14 protein-coding genes are annotated in these 15,249 nt (G+C 72.6%); 3 read left to right on the top strand and 11 right to left on the bottom strand.

The features are described 5' to 3' along the window. Window positions 1-59 precede the first annotated feature (59 nt). Window positions 60-773, bottom strand: a complete 714-nt coding sequence (locus HHX41_RS37820; RefSeq protein ID WP_182909776.1) for an SGNH/GDSL hydrolase family protein — start codon at window positions 771-773, stop codon at window positions 60-62. A gap of 83 nt (window positions 774-856) precedes the next feature. Next, window positions 857-2,419: an NAD(P)/FAD-dependent oxidoreductase gene (locus HHX41_RS37815; RefSeq protein ID WP_182909775.1), complete on the bottom strand. Its 1,563-nt coding sequence runs from the start codon at window positions 2,417-2,419 to the stop codon at window positions 857-859. A gap of 203 nt (window positions 2,420-2,622) precedes the next feature. On the opposite strand from HHX41_RS37815, the gene HHX41_RS37810 reads away from it, so the two are divergent. The 3 genes from HHX41_RS37810 to HHX41_RS37800 are packed head-to-tail and all read left to right on the top strand — an operon-like array spanning window position 2,623 to window position 5,953. Beyond that, window positions 2,623-4,170, top strand: a complete 1,548-nt coding sequence (locus HHX41_RS37810) for an NAD(P)/FAD-dependent oxidoreductase (RefSeq protein WP_310742362.1) — start codon at window positions 2,623-2,625, stop codon at window positions 4,168-4,170. Continuing rightward, window positions 4,167-5,030: an SDR family oxidoreductase gene (locus HHX41_RS37805; protein ID WP_182909774.1), complete on the top strand. Its 864-nt coding sequence runs from the start codon at window positions 4,167-4,169 to the stop codon at window positions 5,028-5,030. Before HHX41_RS37810 ends, HHX41_RS37805 begins: the two co-directional genes overlap by 4 nt. A 5-nt stretch (window positions 5,031-5,035) precedes the next feature. Beyond that, window positions 5,036-5,953, top strand: a complete 918-nt coding sequence (locus HHX41_RS37800; RefSeq protein WP_182909790.1) for an alpha/beta hydrolase fold domain-containing protein — start codon at window positions 5,036-5,038, stop codon at window positions 5,951-5,953. Between the two features lie 34 nt (window positions 5,954-5,987). On the opposite strand, the gene HHX41_RS37795 is transcribed toward HHX41_RS37800, so the two are convergent. From HHX41_RS37795 to HHX41_RS37755, 9 genes are read right to left on the bottom strand one after another with little or no spacing between them, the layout of a single operon-like run. Then, window positions 5,988-7,541, bottom strand: coding sequence for an MmgE/PrpD family protein (locus HHX41_RS37795; RefSeq protein WP_182909773.1), 1,554 nt, complete (start codon window positions 7,539-7,541; stop codon window positions 5,988-5,990). Further along, window positions 7,538-8,092 (bottom strand): flavin reductase family protein, encoded by a 555-nt coding sequence (locus tag HHX41_RS37790; protein WP_169988214.1) that lies wholly within the window; start codon window positions 8,090-8,092, stop codon window positions 7,538-7,540. Before HHX41_RS37790 ends, HHX41_RS37795 begins: the two co-directional genes overlap by 4 nt. Before the next feature lie 4 nt (window positions 8,093-8,096). Next, on the bottom strand, window positions 8,097-9,041 hold the full coding sequence (locus HHX41_RS37785) for a diacylglycerol kinase family protein (RefSeq protein WP_182909772.1): 945 nt from the start codon (window positions 9,039-9,041) through the stop codon (window positions 8,097-8,099). A gap of 27 nt (window positions 9,042-9,068) precedes the next feature. Then, window positions 9,069-10,439 (bottom strand): cytochrome P450, encoded by a 1,371-nt coding sequence (locus HHX41_RS37780; protein WP_182909771.1) that lies wholly within the window; start codon window positions 10,437-10,439, stop codon window positions 9,069-9,071. Between the two features lie 28 nt (window positions 10,440-10,467). Then, complete coding sequence (locus HHX41_RS37775) at window positions 10,468-11,772, bottom strand: FAD-binding oxidoreductase (protein WP_182909770.1); 1,305 nt, start codon at window positions 11,770-11,772, stop codon at window positions 10,468-10,470. Next, window positions 11,769-12,938 carry an NAD(P)/FAD-dependent oxidoreductase gene (locus HHX41_RS37770; protein WP_169988198.1) on the bottom strand — a complete coding sequence of 390 codons (1,170 nt, stop codon included), beginning with the start codon at window positions 12,936-12,938 and terminating at the stop codon, window positions 11,769-11,771. The genes HHX41_RS37775 and HHX41_RS37770 overlap by 4 nt, the downstream gene beginning before the upstream one ends. A 20-nt stretch (window positions 12,939-12,958) precedes the next feature. Continuing rightward, window positions 12,959-13,435 (bottom strand): hypothetical protein, encoded by a 477-nt coding sequence (locus HHX41_RS37765; RefSeq protein ID WP_169988196.1) that lies wholly within the window; start codon window positions 13,433-13,435, stop codon window positions 12,959-12,961. Window positions 13,436-13,451: 16 nt separating this feature from the next. After that, a complete protein-coding gene (locus HHX41_RS37760) occupies window positions 13,452-13,958 on the bottom strand; it encodes a type II toxin-antitoxin system RatA family toxin (RefSeq protein WP_169988194.1) in 507 nt (168 codons plus the stop codon). Further along, window positions 13,951-15,243, bottom strand: coding sequence for an aspartate aminotransferase family protein (locus tag HHX41_RS37755; RefSeq protein WP_220504796.1), 1,293 nt, complete (start codon window positions 15,241-15,243; stop codon window positions 13,951-13,953). Before HHX41_RS37755 ends, HHX41_RS37760 begins: the two co-directional genes overlap by 8 nt. Between the last annotated feature and the right edge of the window lie 6 nt (window positions 15,244-15,249).

The following is a 15,249-nucleotide window of genomic DNA, read 5'->3' as shown; positions in this document are numbered from 1 at the left end:
GCGCGGAGGCGGGACCGAGAGGTGTGGCCGGTCAGGTGGGGCCGGTCAGGTGGGGCCTGTCAGGTGTGCCGGGGAGCGTCGTCGCCGGACCCGAGCCGGTCGCGGCCGAGGACGCCGGCCAGCGCCCTGACCATCTCCGCCGCCATCACCGCCTGCCCGGACGTGGAGAAGTGGATGCGGTCGGCGCTCAGCAGCGTGTCGCGGTCGTTGACCGGGTGGCTCCACATGTCGATGACGACGGCGCCGTACTCGGCGGCCAGGCGGCGGACCATGTCGTTCAGCGTGGTGACCCGGTCGTGCCAGTCGGGGAAGACCGGCACGACGAAGGCCCGGCCCAGGGTGAACGTGGTCAGCCGCGCGCCGGTCCCCGCCGCCAGGTCGTACATGCGCCGCAGCGTCGCCTCGATCTCGCCGAAGTCCGGCTGCCTGCGGATGATGTCGTTGGCCCCGCACGGCACGTGCAGGAGATCGGGCTCGAACTCGAGCATCCGCCCGGCCTGCTTGTCGAGCGTCTCGCCGGTGGTCGCCCCGATCTCCGCCGTGTTCAGGTACTCCAGGTCCGGCCGGACACGCCGCAGGATGCCGGCGAGCCGGTCGGACCACCCCTGGTCGAGATAGCCCGGGCTGGGATCCCCGGTGCCGGCCGACAGGCTGTCCCCGATCACGGCGTATCGGCGCCAGGGGGCTCCGGACAGCATCCTGACGGCGTCCTCCGCCGTGACGCAGTAGGGGTCCGTCTCTTCGGTCAGACCGATGTGCGCGGTGGTATCCATTAAGAAAGAGTACGATCGACCGTATTTATAGGGCAAGGGAAACGCGACGCCTCGGGCCCACGGCGGCGTGCCGGGCGTGCGCCTCACTGACCGCCGGCGGAGGACCCGGCCCGCGGGGGCGCGTCCACCCGCGGGGCGCCCTCGGCGTCCCGCCCGGCCCGTGAGCCGGACAGCATGAACGCCCGCGGGTCGGGGCGGCGGGTGGCCTTCCAGTACGACGTGCCGGTCCCCGGCCACGAATGCCGGTTGTGCCCGGTGTGGTCGAGGAACCAGCTGTGGCAGCCGCCGGTGTTCCAGACCGACCGGTTGAGCTTGCCGTGCAGCCAGGCGTTGAACCGGCGCTGGACCTCCGCGCGCACCTCCAGGCGGGTGGCCCGGCGCGCCTTCATCATGCGGAGGCACTCGACGATGTAGTGGAGCTGCGACTCGATGACGAACAGGATCGACTGCGCTCCGCCGCCCGAGTTGGGCCCCATGATCATGAACATGTTCGGCATCCCGGCGACGGTCATGCCCAGATAGGCGGTCATGCCGTCGCGCCACGCCTCCTGGATCGTGAGCCCGTCCCGGCCGGTGATTGGGATGTCGGCACACCTGTTGTGGGTGCGGAACCCGGTGCCGAGGATCACCACGTCCGCCTCCCGGACCTCACCGGACGCCGTCCTGACGCCCGTCTCGGTGAACTCGGCGACGCCGTCGGTGACCAGGTCCACGTCCGGGCGCAGCAGCGCGGGATAGTAGTCGTTCGACAACAGGATGCGCTTGCACCCGATCTTGTACCGGGGGGTGAGCTTGGCACGCAGTTCCGGATCGGGAACCTGCTTGTCCAGCATGCGCCGCGACGCCACCTCCAGGATCTTGACGAACCGCGGGTTGAGGAACGCCAGGACGGGGAGTTCGTGCGTCCAGTACGCGACGTTCCGGTAGAGCCACTGCGTGAACGGCAGCGTACGGAAGAGCCGGTGTTCCCAGGTCTTGAACGGCCGGTCGGCCTTGGGCAGCATCCAGTGCGCGTTGCGCTGGTAGACGTCGACGTGCGCCGCGATCCCCGCGATCTCCGGGATGAACTGCACGGCGCTCGCCCCGGTGCCGATCACCGCGACCCGCTTGCCCGCCAGTTCGACGGAGTCGTCCCACAGGGCCGAGTGGAAGATCGGGCCCTTGAAACGGGCCATGCCCGGGAAGTCCGGGATGTTCGGCAGGTGCAGCGCCCCGTGCGCCAGCACGACGATCCGCGGCCGGTACTCCTGACCCGACCGGGTGCGGACCCGCCACCGGTCGTCGGCCTCGTCGAACTCGTACGACACCGCCTCGGTGCCGAACCTGATGAAGGGCTCCAGCTCGTGGTCCTTGGCGACGGTTCCGATGTAGTCGAGGATCTCCGGCTGCCGCGCGTACATCCTGGACCACTTGCGGCTGGGGGCGAAGGAGTAGGAGTACATGACGCTCGCCACGTCGCACGCGCAGCCCGGATAGGTGTTCTCCCGCCACGTCCCGCCGACGCCGTCGGCCTTCTCCAGCACGACGAAGTCGGACATGCCGGCTCGGAGCAGTTCGATCGCCATGCCCAGCCCGGCCATTCCGGCCCCCACTATCAGGACGTCCGGCGTCTCGGCCGATCCCGTCTCCGCTGGCGTGAATCCCATGGGACCTCTCCTCACCTGCCCGGTCGTCGACGGCGAAGGTCCGGGGCACCGGACATCGCGGCCGTTGCGGCACCCATGGTCCACAAGCCCCCTGAAACACCGCTGTCCGTCGGCGGGGCCGGGTTTCAGAGGCACGTCAGGCCGGGTTGGGACAATCGCCGGGCGAATCGCGCAGACGGCGATGACGAGAGATCGGATCGCGCGTGGACTCTACAGACTCGAAGACGCCGCTCGACGTCGTGGCCGCGGGCACCGGGGACCCGGAGCCCGCGGATCCGCCGGTGCGGCACGCGCACATCATCGTGATCGGCGGAGGACTGGCCGGCGTCGCCGCCGCGGTCCGCTTCCGCCTCAAGGGGTGGGACGACTTCCTGATCCTGGAACGCGGCGGCGACGTCGGCGGCACCTGGCGTGACAACACCTATCCCGGGGCGGCGTGCGACGTGCCGTCCCACCTGTACTCGTACTCCTTCGCCCTCAATCCGAACTGGACGAGGTCGTTCTCCGAGCAGCCGGAGATCCAGGACTACATCCGCCAGGTGGCGCACCGGTACGACATCCGCCGCAGGCACGTGTTCGGGTGCGAGGTCACCGACGCCCGCTGGAACGACGCGACCGGGCGGTGGGAGCTGCGCACCTCCAAGGGGCGGTTCACCGCCGCCGTCCTGGTAGGCGCGTGGGGCGCGCTGTGCGAGCCGGCGCTGCCCGACATCCCCGGGCTCGACACGTTCGGCGGGCCGATCTTCCACTCGGCCCGGTGGAGCCACGAGGCGGACCTGACCGGCAAGAAGGTCGCGGTCATCGGCACCGGCGCCTCGGCCGTCCAGATCGTCCCCGCCATCGCGGACGAGGTCGCCGAGCTGCGCGTCTACCAGCGCACCGCCCCCTGGATACTGCCGCGCCTGGAACGCCGCTACACGAAGCCGGAGCGGCTGGCGTTCCGGCGTCTGCCGTTCTACCGGCGGCTCGTCCGCTCGGTCCTGTACTGGGCGCACGAGGCCCAGGTCGTCGGCCTGGCGCGGCGGCCGATGCTGCTCAAGCCCGTGGAGCACCTGAGCAGGGCCAAGCTGCGGTACGAGGTGCGCGACCCGGAGGTACGCCGGCAGCTCACGCCCGACTACCGTCTGGGCTGCAAGCGCATCCTCCTGTCCAACTCCTACTACCCCGCCTTCAACCGTGAGCACGTGCGCCTGGTGACGGCGCGGATCGACAAGGTGGGCGTCGACTCCATCGCCACCGCGGACGGCGGCCTCCACGACACCGACGCCATCATCCTGGCCACCGGGTTCCAGGTGACCGACTCCCCCACCTACCGCAAGATCTTCGGCAGGCACGGCAGGAGTCTCGGCGAGGTCTTCGACGACGTCGGCCGCAAGTGTTACAAGGGCACCGCCGTCGCGGGCTTCCCGAACCTGTTCATCCTCGTGGGCCCCAACACGGGCCTCGGCCACAACTCGATGATCTTCATGATCGAGTGCCAGGTGAACTACCTGGTCGAGGCCGTCGAGACCATGAAGCGGCGGCGCATCCGATCGGTGGAGGTGCGCGCGGACGCCCAGGACCGGTTCTCGCGGACGCTGCAGGACAAGCTGTCGCGCAGCGTGTGGAACACCGGGCGCTGCGCCAGCTGGTACATGGACAAACACGGCGCCAACACCACGATGTGGCCGGGCTTCTCCTACGAGTTCCGGCAGGTCACCCGCACGTTCGACCTCGATGCCTACCACACGTCCCACGCGGAGACCCCATGACCAGGAGAACCGGAACAACCCGTTTCACGGGAAAGGTCGCCGTCATCACGGGCGCGGGCTCGGGGATCGGGCGGGCGCTCGCCCTGCGCCTCGCCGGGTCCGGCGCCGCTCTGGCGATCTCCGACGTCGACGCCGCCGGTCTGGCCGAGACCGCCGACCGGTGCAAGGCCGGGGGCGCCGACGTCAAGGCCGACCACCTGGACGTCACCGACCGGGACGCGGTCGTCTCCTACGCCGGCGACGTCCTCACCCGGTTCGGGAGGGTGAACCAGCTGTACAACAACGCCGGAATCGCCTACTACGGCGAGGTCGAGCGGGCGCGCCTGGAGGACGTCGAGCACATCCTCAAGGTCAACTTCTGGGGCGCCGTGTACGCCACCACCGCATTCCTGCCCCACCTGGTGGCGTCCGGAGACGGGCACCTCGTCACCGTCTCCAGCCTGTTCGGGCTCATCACCTTCCCCGGCCAGAGCGCCTACAACGCCTCCAAGTTCGCCGTCCGCGGGTTCACCGAGGCGCTGCGCCAGGAGATGCTGGCCGCGCGGCACCCGGTGCACGTGACCTGCGTCCACCCCGGCGGCATCAGAACGGGGATCACCCGGCGCCTGGCGGTCGCCGACGGCCTGGACGGGGACGCGATCGCGGGCGTCTTCGACCGGCGGCTGGCGTTGCACAGCCCCGAGATGGCCGCCGCCGTCATCCTCGACGGCGTGCGCAGGCGCAGGGCGCGGGTCGTCGTGGGCGCCGAGGCCAAGGCCCTCGACTGGCTGGCCCGGATCACGCCCTCCGGCTCGCAGCGGGCCGGCGTGCTGATGGCCCGGCTCCTCGGGCTCTCCCCCTCGCCCCGGAGCGCGCTGTGACGGCGATGCCGACGCTTCCGCTGCCGCTCGCGTCCGCGCTGCTGGCGCCCTACTACCGCCTGACGTTCCACCACCGGGTGCCGTGGCCGGTGCAGCGCGCTCTGCTGAACGCCGTGGCGCGCCTGCAGCCGCTCCCGGCGGGCACGACGGTCTCCAGAGCATGGCTGGGGGGCCGTCCGGCCGAGCGGGTCGTCGTCGGCGCCGCTCCCTCGTCCGAGGCCGTGCTCTACCTCCACGGCGGCGGGTTCACCACGGGGTCGCCGGCCACCCACAGGTCGCTGGCCGCCCACCTCGCCCGGGAGATCCGCCGTCCCGTCTACCTCCTGGACTACCGCCTCGCGCCCGAGCACCCGTGCCCGGCCGCGCTGGACGACACGGTCGCGGCCTTCGACGCGCTGACCCGCGTCGTGGGCTCGGTCGCTCTGGCGGGCGACTCCGCGGGCGGCGGCCTCGCCCTCGCCGCCGCCCAGGTGCTGGCCGCCAGGGGAACGGCGCGGCCGGCCGCGCTGGCCCTCGTCTCCCCCTGGGCCAACCCCGGCGTCCAGGCCGATCGGCGCCGGGATCTCGTGGTCAGCCGCACGTGGGCCTTCGCCTGCGCGGCCGCCTACCTCGGCGACGGCGACCCCGCCGACCACCGCTACGCGCCCGCGCTGGGAGCGCTTGCCGGGCTTCCCCCGACGTACCTGCACACCAACACGCGGGAACTGCTCTATTCCCAGTGCCGTACGCTCGCCTCCGCGCTGCGCGCGGCGGGGGTCGAGGTGCGCTACGTCGAGCACGCCAGGCTGTGGCACGCCGCCCAGGCGCAGGCGGGCCTGGTCAGGGCGGCCGCCGAGTCGGTGCACGACATCGGCCGTTTCCTGACCGGCGTCTGGTCCGGGCTCCGGCAGGGCGCCGGGCCCGGACACGGCTCGGAGCCCTGAGGGGCCGGGCTCCTGCCGCCGGGGCTCCAGGCCGTCAGGGCTCCGGCGGCTCCTCCAAGGCGCGGGCCAGGACCGCGACGACCTGGTCGGGGCCGAGGGCGTCCAGGCGTTCCAGCTCGGCCAGCACGTCCCGCGGCCCGCCGGTGGACAGGAACTTGCGGCCCACGATCGCGCCGTGGTCACGGCGCGTCGCGGGGCCCGCGGACCCGGTGAACGCGTCGCGGCTCTCCGCGGCGGACGCGCCGTCGGCCAGCTCGACGGTGACCCTGGCGCCGATCGCCATGGTGGCCTGCTCGAACGTCTCCTCCGGGCCGCCCAGCGCGGCCAGCAGGCCCGGCGCGGCGTCGCCGGTCCACCGCACGAACTCCGGCCAGTCCAGCGCCCGGTCCCCGGCCCGGCGCAGCGACTCGCCCAGCGGCGAGGTGGCCTGCGCCATCCGGATCGACAGGTCCATGTCGTGCTCGACCACGACCTTCTCCGCCAGGGCCCAGCGCTCCGGGTCGGCCAGGGCCGAGGGAGTGAGGTCCTCCGGCCCGAACGCCCCGGTCATCAGCAGTGTGGCCACGCCGTACCCGACCGACAGGGTCGCGGCGGAGACGTTCGTCCGGGGGCCGTCGAGGTCCCGGGCCACCTTCCGCTCCATCTGCCAGGTCAGCAGCGACCCGTGGACGACCACCCGGCGGACCCGGGACGGATCGACGGCGCCGAGCCGCCCCTGCAGCCACTCGTGCAACCGCTCGGCGCAGTCGAACGCGGCGTGCAGGTAGGCGCTGCCGGGGAAGCGCTTGTAGGTCAGGGTGTCGGTGTGCCACCGGTGGCCGAGCCCGGTGGTCACGATCTCGGGCAGCGGAACGGCCGACAGCGCCGCCAGCAGGCCCTCCGGGTGTTCGAGGACCGTGGCCGGCCCGGCCAGGCCGTGCGCCGCGCCGTCGCACCCGTCGAGCGCCATGCGGACGGCCGCCGCCGCCGACAGCGCCTTGACGTCGCTGGTCACGACCGCGTGGTGGAGGGGGACGGGCAGGGTGCCCAGCGCCAGCCCCAGCCCCGCGACCCACTCGCCGGGTGCGGCGTCGCGGGCGCGGAGGCGGGCGGCGGCCGCGCCGGCCAGATGGCAGTGGGTGTTGGTCTGCCCCCGGAAGAACGGGCTGAGAATCGTCGCCGCGGTGATCCTGGCGGCGCACTCGTTGGCGGTGACGATCGTGGCCAGCAGCGCCCGCCCGTCCAGCCGGTCGAGTCCGGCGTGCGCGATCGCGACGTTCACGCCCCCCGTCGAGACGTGCCCCGCGTAGGCGACCTCGTCGAAGTCGAGCGCCGAGGCCAGGGCGGCCAGTACGCAGGCCGACCGGGCGGGGTCGGCCTGCAGCGGCGGGCCGTACGCCGCGACGATCGCCCGTCCGGCGGGGTGGCGCAGCGACGCCCGCACGGCCGCCAGGTTGGAGATGAGCTGGCTGCGGGCCGCCGCCAGCGTGGCCGCGGGGATGTCCCCGTACGTCACCGCGTGCGCCCAGGCGGCGAGCTGCTCCGTGAGGCTCGCGGGCGGCTCGGAAGGCTCGCCGGAGGTGACGCCGGCGGGCCGGGTGGTCGTCATGACGCGGTTCCCCTCCCGTTCACGCCGTCGGGCGACGCGGCCTCCAGGTGCCGGTAGGAGCGCTCGTGCCAGACCAGCGGACGGCCCTGCCCGAGCCGCATGTTCGTGAGCCGCCCGTACACCACGACGTGGTCGCCGATCTCGTCCAGGGAGTACAGGTCGCACCACCCGACCGCGAGTGCGCCGGCGATCACCGGGCTTCCGTCGACGAGCTGCACCTGGCCCTCGATCCCGGCGAAACGCGAGCCCTCGCCGGCCGACCGGCTGAACCGGTCGGCCAGGGCGGCCTGGTCGTCGGTCAGCAGGTGGACCGCGAAGCGCCCGGCGGCGCGGATCGCGGCCAGGGTCTGGGAGCAGGGGCGGACGCAGCACATCAGGAGGGGAGGGTCCATCGACACGCTGGTCACGGTGCTCACGGTCGTCCCCGACCAGCCGGACGGGCCGCACGAGGTGACCACGGCGACGCCGGCGGCCAGCTTGCGGCAGTAGTCGCGGAACGGCTCGGCGCCCAGGGACGGGCCGCTCCCCCGCACGGAACTCGCGCTGACCACGCGATCACCTCTCACTGAACCACGACGGCGCGTCGGCCGCCGTGAGGACGGTCAGCGCGGCCGGGACGACGTGGACGTCGTAGGACGGGGTGGTCCGCGGCATGAGCTCCCCGTCGTGCTCGTACAACAACGGCTGTCCGTCCAGGCGCTCGACGGTGATCCGTTCGCCGCGCCCCCACCGCACTCCCGGCACGTCGTAGACACGGCCGTACAGGGCGGCCTGTCCGAACTCGTCCATGTCCACGGCGGCGGTGACGACGGTGATGTCGAGCCTTCCGTCGTCCACGATCGACTCCGGGACCAGTTGCAGCAGGCCTCCCCGGTAGCGGAAACCGGCCACGATCGTCTCGATGACGTCCCCCTCGTAGACGACCTCGCCGTCGACGGTCACCCGGCCCGGGTACGGCACGTAGCCCTCCATGGCGGCCAGGGCGGCCGCCATCAGCAACTCACGTCCCCTGCCCGCCATCTTCCTGGCCGTGAGCAGGGTCTCGGCGAACAGACCGCTGCCCGATCCCAGCAGCACCAGGTGGTCGTTCTGCTCGATCCTGGCCAGGTCGATCGTCCGGGTGACGGCCTCGCCCCGCAGCGCCAGCCCGGCCACGCTCTCCCACGGCCGGTCGTTCCACAGCCCCCGATAGCTGGAGTTACCGGTTCCCGCCGGCGCGATCAGGAGCGGGGGAAGCGCGGCGACGCCCGTCTCGCGGGCCTGGCAGAGGCCTGCGGCCACCTCCGAGACCGTGCCGTCACCGCCGACGGCGACGAGGATGTCCGGAGGAACGGCGGCGGCGGCCAGCTTGTAGGCGATGCCGGCCGCGTCGCCCGCCGCCGTGGTCGCGAAGACCTCCACGTCGGCGGCGCCCACCTCCCTCATGGCGCTGACGGCGGCTTCGCCGTCGCCGCCGGCCGCCGGGTTGACGACCGCGGCGACGCGCACCTGCTGATTCATGTTCACACCTTTCGCGACGCTCCGGCGTCAGTCGCGTCTGCGGACGACGCGAAGACGCGCGCCCTGCTTGGGGATCATGGTGATGTGGCGCATCGCGCTGCCCTCGTCACCGGGGTCGACGGTCTCCAGGTCCACGGCGCGCAGCAGCGCGGCCATCACGTTCTCGACTTCCACCTGGGCGAACGTCGCGCCGAGGCAGCGGCGTACGCCGCCGCCGAAGGGGATCCAGGCGTTCTGCGGCGGGCTGCCCTCCAGCCACCTCTCCGGGCGGAAGCGCCGCGCGTCGGGACCCCACAGCCGGGGATCGATGTGCACGGCGCCGACGGACGGCAGCACGGAGACTCCGGCGGGCAGCCGGTAGCCGGCCAGTTCGATGGGCTCGGTGAGGCGCCGCGCGACGTTGTGGATCACGGGCCGGACCCGCAGCGCCTCCTTGAAGACGGCGGTGCGGTAGGGGTCCTTCGGCTCGTCCAGTCCCTCGCGCACCCGCGCCAGCGCCCGGGGGTGGCGCAGCAGGCGTTCGAACAGCCAGGCGAGGGCGACCGCCGTCGTCTCGTGCCCGGCGACCAGGAGCGTCATCACCTCGTCGCGCACGACGACGTCGTCGGGCTCGTCCTCCAGCAGCATGGACAGGGCGTCGGAACGGCTGCCGCGCGACGGATCCCGGCGCCGCCTGGCGATCTCGGCGTGGATCAGCTCATCGGTGTGGTCGAGACTGCGTACGTAGTCGCGCCACGGCCACACCTTGCCCAGCTCGGGCCGGATCCAGACCAGGATGTCGGACAGGCGGATGTCGGACACGCGGCGCAGCGCCCGGCCGAGCTCGTCGGCGCGCCGCAGGTCGTCGACGCCGAACACGAGCCGCACCATGATCTTGAGGGTGAGCGCGTAGGCCCGCTCCAGGAATCTGAAGGGCCGGTCCACCGGCCAGCTCCGGGCCTCCTCCATCGCCATCTCACGCATCGCCTCGGCCATCGTGGCGATCCGCTCGTGGTGGAAGGGCGGCATCATCCGCTTGCGTGCCGGCTTGTGCTCCGGCGCGTCGAGCGTCAGCACCGAGTGGCGGCCGACGATCGGCACCAGGAGGGAGTTGCCCTCGCCCGCGTGGAAGACCTCGGGCGCGCCCCGGAAGACCTCCCGGATGTGTTCGGGATCGCGCAGGATGACGAACGGGCCGCCGGGCACGACCCGCAGCGTGACGATGTCCCCGAACCGGTCGTGCATCTCCGGCAGGTAGTGCTGGCGGCCGTGCCGGAAGCGGATGGTCTGCCACAACACCGGGTGGGACGGACCCGGCGGCATTCCCTCCGTCGGGACGTCGACCGACACGCGGCCGATCGACGCCGACGACATCAACCGCTCGTTGGCGGTCGCGTTGTCGCTGCCCAGGCTGTCCATCGGTGTTCCTCTCTGACGGGACGCGACGTCACGACACGTCGGACACTGCGGTGAGATGCGACAGGTACCGGTCGAGGGCGCGGTCCACGAGACGTCCCCGGGGCACCCACGGGGCCTTCGCCCGGACCCAGGGCAGGCGACGCGGAGCGTGCTCGTCGCCGTGCGCGATCCAGGACGCGAGCCGGGCGCCGTGGTAGACCGAGGCCGCGAGCCCGTGCCCGTTGCACCCGCCCGCGTGATACAGCTCCGGGTCGTGCGGGTGGCGGCCGACGACCGGCAGGCCGTCGCGCGTCACACCGATCGGTCCCGCCCACGCCGACTCGAGCTCCACCTCGGCCAGGAGCGGGGACAGTTCCCGTACCGCCGCGCGGAGCTTCCCGGGGGACGGCGCGAACGAACCGTACGGCCCGCGCCGGATCGCCCCTCCGCCCACGACGAGCCGCCCGTCGGAGGTGAGCCGGAAGTACGGCGACAGCTCGCCGTGCCCGATCAGCGGCTCGGCCGTGAGCGGCGACAGCGCGCCCAGCACCGCGTCCGGCAGCTTCTCGGTGACCCCGGCCTGCACCCGCACGCCCACGACTCCCGCCGGCGCTCCCGGGCCGCCGTAGGCGTTGGTCGCGATGACGACGTGGTCGGCGACGACCTCGCCGTGATCGGTGACGACGGTGATCAGCAGGCCGGGCCGTACGTCGCGGACCGGGCTGCGCTCGAAGACGGTCAGTCCGCGCTGCTCGCCGATCCGGGCCAGGTGCGCGGTCAGCGCGGCCGGGTCCAGGGTCGCGGCGGGGGCGTACCGCAGCCCGCTGGTGTAGGAGGCGCCGATCCTGGGCAGCGCCTCGCGGGTGACCAGGGGGATGTCCAGGCCGAGGGCGCGGGCGGCCTCGGCCTCGCGCGCCTGCTCCTCGGCGGCCGTGTCGCCGGACGCGACGACGAGCTGACCGCCCGGCGTCAGGTCGCAGGGGATCCGATGGCGCTCCACCAGGTCCAGGACGTGCCGGACGGCGGAGACCGACCAGCGGTGGGCGGCCCGCGCCACGTCGTCGCCGTAGCGACGGCGGGCGACCGTCAGAGCCGGGCCGATACGCGGCCCCAGCAGGCCCGTCCCCCGGCCGCTCGCGCCGGCCGCCACCTGGTCGGCCTCGATCACGACGACCCGGCGGTCCGGGTCGAGTTCCAGCAGTTCCACCGCCGTGGACAGTCCGGTCAGGCCGGCGCCGACGATGGCGACGTCACAGCGGTGCGGGCCGTGCAGGCGGGGGCGCGGGCCGGTGGAGCCGGCGCCGGCCCAGTGCGGTCCGAGACCGTTCGCCGGGCCGTCCGGCCGCCCGCTCACCATGCGATCCCCAGGACCCGGAGGGGGTTGAACCGGCGGGTCCCGGTGATCGCCTGGGCGATCGCGTGGGCGTCCAAGGCCATGTCGGGCAGCTGCCCCGGCGGCAGCCGGAACCCCTGGAAGTACAGTCCCGGCGCGTGCGGGGCGCACCTGCCGCCGTGCACGGCCGGCCGTCCGCCGGGCCGTTCCAGCACGCCGAGGTGCCCGACCAGCCCGTCGATGCCGGGCCGCTGGCCGGTCGCGGCGATGACGACGTCCGGCTTGATGCCGGCGCCTCCCTCGAGCATCACGGCCTTCCTGTCGAACCCGGCGACGCCCGGGACGATCTCGATCGACCCCTCCCGGACGGCGGGGATCAGGCCGCGGTCGATCGCGCCGTAGGCGTGCCCGATCCGGGCCGTGCCCGCCAGCGTCCCCTCGGTGGGCGGGGCCAGGCCGTACGGCGTGAGGTCCCCCCAGTGCCACCGGTGCATCAGCAGACTGCCCCGGTTGACCAGCCAGTCCGGCAGCGGCCCGTGTTTGATGGCCTGGCTCAGCAGCGACGTGACCGGGCTGAGCTTGAACAGCACCGGGGTGTTCCGGATCGACATGCGGACCCGGGAGGCGCCGGCCCGCATCACCGCCACCGCGATGTCGATCCCCGTCGGCCCGCAGCCGACCACCAGGACGTCCTTGCCGACGTAGGGCCCGGGCACCCGGTAGTCCCGGGCGTGCAGGAATTCGCCCTCGAACTCGTCCAGGCCGGGCCAGTCCGGCACGTACGGCGTGCGGTGCAGGCCGGTGGCGACCACGACGTTCCCGGTCGTCAGGTCGCCGCCGGAGGTGCGCACCACCCACCGGCCGTCCTCGCGGTCGATCCGCCGCGCCTCGGTCCCGAAGCGGATGTCCGGGTCGAGGTCCCGGACGTACGCCTTGATGTAGGCGAGGAAGTCGTCCCGCATCGGCCAGGGGCCGTACTCGGCCGACAGCTTCCTGCCCGGCAGGTGGCTGAGCCGCCGCCAGGAGTTCATCCGCATCGAGGGGTAGTAGCTGTGCCAGGTGGAGCAGGGGACCTCGCCCCGGTCGAGCAGGAGGGGGTCGAGTCCCGCCTCCTTCAGCGTCCAGGCGACCGCGAGACCTCCCGGCCCCGCGCCGATGATGAGAGGGCGTTCCAGGCTCTGAGACATCGCGTTCCTCACCGTTCCGGTCAAATCCGCGTGGGGACGGCGAGCTTCGCGTCGTCCCGCCCGAAGACGCGCCTGTCGAACTCCGCGAACTGCGGGATCACCGCGGGTTCGAACGGCACGCTGAAGGACTTGAGGAAGTTGCCGAAGAGCGCGCGGTCACCGCACAGGTGGATCGGCACCACCAGCAGGGCCCACTCGAAGCCGGCGACCGCGGCCCACACCCCCACCACCACGGCCTGGGTCACCATGCTGTGCATCGTGTTGTAGAGCACGTAGTAGACCTTGGAGATGGGGCGGCCGCGGGCGCGCCTGAAGGCGATCGCCCCCGGGATGTAGCCGATCACGTCGATGTAGGCGAACAGCGCCACGGCCGGCAGCCATCGCACCTCGCGGATGTGCCAGAGGAACAGCACCGAGCACACGACGAGGGCGACGGCGTACTCCGCGCGGAGCAGCCGGTAGGTGACCAGGCTCTGGAAACGGTTCGCGTGGTCCATGCCATCCTCCCGGGGCCTAGGCCGATTCGACGGCCGCGCGCTGACGTTCGAGCCGGGCGCGTACGGCCACGGCGATCGCGGGCTCGCCGACGACGGTCGCCTCTCCCAGCAGCCGGTGCACGATGGTGGCGATCGCCTCCTTGAGCACCTTGGCCGCGATCGGCTCCAGCACTCCGGCCAGGCTCGGGATGCCGAAGTCGAACGTGGCCTCGAAGGTGATCACGGAGCCCGTCGCGGCGGGCTCGACCCGCCACGTCCCGCGGAACACGTCGAAGTCGCCGGCGGTCTGCTCGAAGACGATGCGGCGTGCGCCGCGCTGGATGTAGTCGGCCTCCGACCAGCGCAACGGGCCGTTGCGGAACAGGATGTCCCACTCGCTGACCAGCGTCTCGCCGTCGTTGTCCCGCACGACGACCGAGCGGACCTCGTCCACGAAGTCGGGATATCGCTCGAACTCGGTGATCCGCTGGAACGCGAAGTCCGCGTCCACGGGCGAGTTCAGGGTGAGTTCGACACTACGCATCCGCATGCACCTCGTACTCGGGGTTCTGCTCGGCGACCAGCGCGACCGCCCGCTCGAACCGTTCCAGAAGGAAGGCGATCTCTGATTCGCCCAGCGTCGCGGGCGGCGTGAGCCGGACGACGTGGTCGGAGCTCAGGGACACGTTCGCCACGACGTCGTGGGCGACCAGTGCCATGAAGAGTTCGATCGCCGTCGCGGGGTCGGCGAACTCGATCCCGATGAGCAGGCCGAGGCCGCGCACCTCGTGCCGCTGGTGGACCAGGCCCGCCGCCGTGATCCGCCGCAGTTCGGGGGTGAGCCGCTCACCGAGCCGGGCGGCCCGCCCGACCAGGTCGTCCTCGCGGATCGCCCGGATCGCGCCGCACACGGCGGCCATGGCGATCGGAGCCGCGGAGAAGGTGGAGGTGTGCAGGACCGGATCCCGGTCGAGGACCGCGAAGGTCTCCTCGGTGGCGATGGTCGCGGCGACCGGCATGACGCCGCCGCCGAGCGCCTTGCCGGACAGCAGGATGTCCGGGCGCACCCCTTCCAGGTCGACGCCCCACCACGCCCCCAGCCGGCCGAGGCCCGTCTGCACCTCGTCGGCGACCAGCAGCGCGCCGTACTCGGAGCACACCGCGCGCACGTCGCCGAGGTAGCCCTCCGGCGGGATCACCACGCCGCCCTCGCCCTGGACGGGTTCGACGATGACGCAGCACTCGCCCGGGTGCTGCCGCAGGACGGCGGTGAGCGCCTGCACGTCGCCGAACGGCACGTGCGACACCCCCGGCAGCAGCGGGTGGAACGGCTCCCTGAAGGCGTCTTTCGCGGTCACCGACAGCGCGCCCAGCGTCTTGCCGTGGTAGCCGCCGGTCATCGCCACGAGGTGACGCCGCCCGTTGAGCCTCGCGATCTTGATGGCGGCCTCGACCGCCTCGGCCCCCGAGCCGGAGAAGTGCACCCGGGTCAGGCCGGGAGGGGTCACGGAGGTCAGGAGCTCGGCGGCGCGGGCGGCCACCGGGTCGAGGAAGATCCTCGTCCCGACGGGGTGCCTGTGCAGCTGCCGCTCGACCTCGGCCACCACGATCGGGTGGCGGGCGCCGCTGATGAGCACGCCGTACCCGCCGACGTTGAGCAGGCGCCGGCCGTCGCTGGTGGTGAGCCACGCGCCCGACGACTCCACCTCCACCTGCCCGCCCAGCACCTCGGCCAGGCGGGCACGGCCGGAGCTCATCGTGCGCCGGTACAGAGCCGACACCTGTTCGTCGCTCATCCCGGCGTCGTACGTCACAAGGTTCTCGAGCATCGGCAG

Origin of the sequence: Microbispora sp. H13382 (assembly GCF_014161445.1) — a bacterium.
In the GTDB taxonomy this organism is placed as follows: Bacteria; Actinomycetota; Actinomycetes; order Streptosporangiales; family Streptosporangiaceae; genus Microbispora.
The sequence above is the reverse complement of the archived record's forward strand: the minus strand, read 5'-3'. Positions and strand labels throughout refer to the sequence as shown.

Bases quoted from the DNA above. Each gene is read 5' to 3' on its own strand.
- HHX41_RS37820 (WP_182909776.1), bottom strand. From the start codon at position 773: ATGGATACCACCGCGCACATCGGTCTGACCGAAGAGACGGACCCCTAC.
- HHX41_RS37780 (WP_182909771.1), bottom strand. From the start codon at position 10,439: ATGGACAGCCTGGGCAGCGACAACGCGACCGCCAACGAGCGGTTGATG.
- HHX41_RS37785 (WP_182909772.1), bottom strand. From the start codon at position 9,041: ATGAATCAGCAGGTGCGCGTCGCCGCGGTCGTCAACCCGGCGGCCGGC.
- HHX41_RS37815 (WP_182909775.1), bottom strand. From the start codon at position 2,419: ATGGGATTCACGCCAGCGGAGACGGGATCGGCCGAGACGCCGGACGTC.
- HHX41_RS37795 (WP_182909773.1), bottom strand. From the start codon at position 7,541: ATGACGACCACCCGGCCCGCCGGCGTCACCTCCGGCGAGCCTTCCGAG.
- HHX41_RS37770 (WP_169988198.1), bottom strand. From the start codon at position 12,938: ATGTCTCAGAGCCTGGAACGCCCTCTCATCATCGGCGCGGGGCCGGGA.
- HHX41_RS37765 (WP_169988196.1), bottom strand. From the start codon at position 13,435: ATGGACCACGCGAACCGTTTCCAGAGCCTGGTCACCTACCGGCTGCTC.
- HHX41_RS37760 (WP_169988194.1), bottom strand. From the start codon at position 13,958: ATGCGTAGTGTCGAACTCACCCTGAACTCGCCCGTGGACGCGGACTTC.
- HHX41_RS37805 (WP_182909774.1), top strand. From the start codon at position 4,167: ATGACCAGGAGAACCGGAACAACCCGTTTCACGGGAAAGGTCGCCGTC.
- HHX41_RS37755 (WP_220504796.1), bottom strand. From the start codon at position 15,243: ATGCTCGAGAACCTTGTGACGTACGACGCCGGGATGAGCGACGAACAG.
- HHX41_RS37800 (WP_182909790.1), top strand. From the start codon at position 5,036: ATGCCGACGCTTCCGCTGCCGCTCGCGTCCGCGCTGCTGGCGCCCTAC.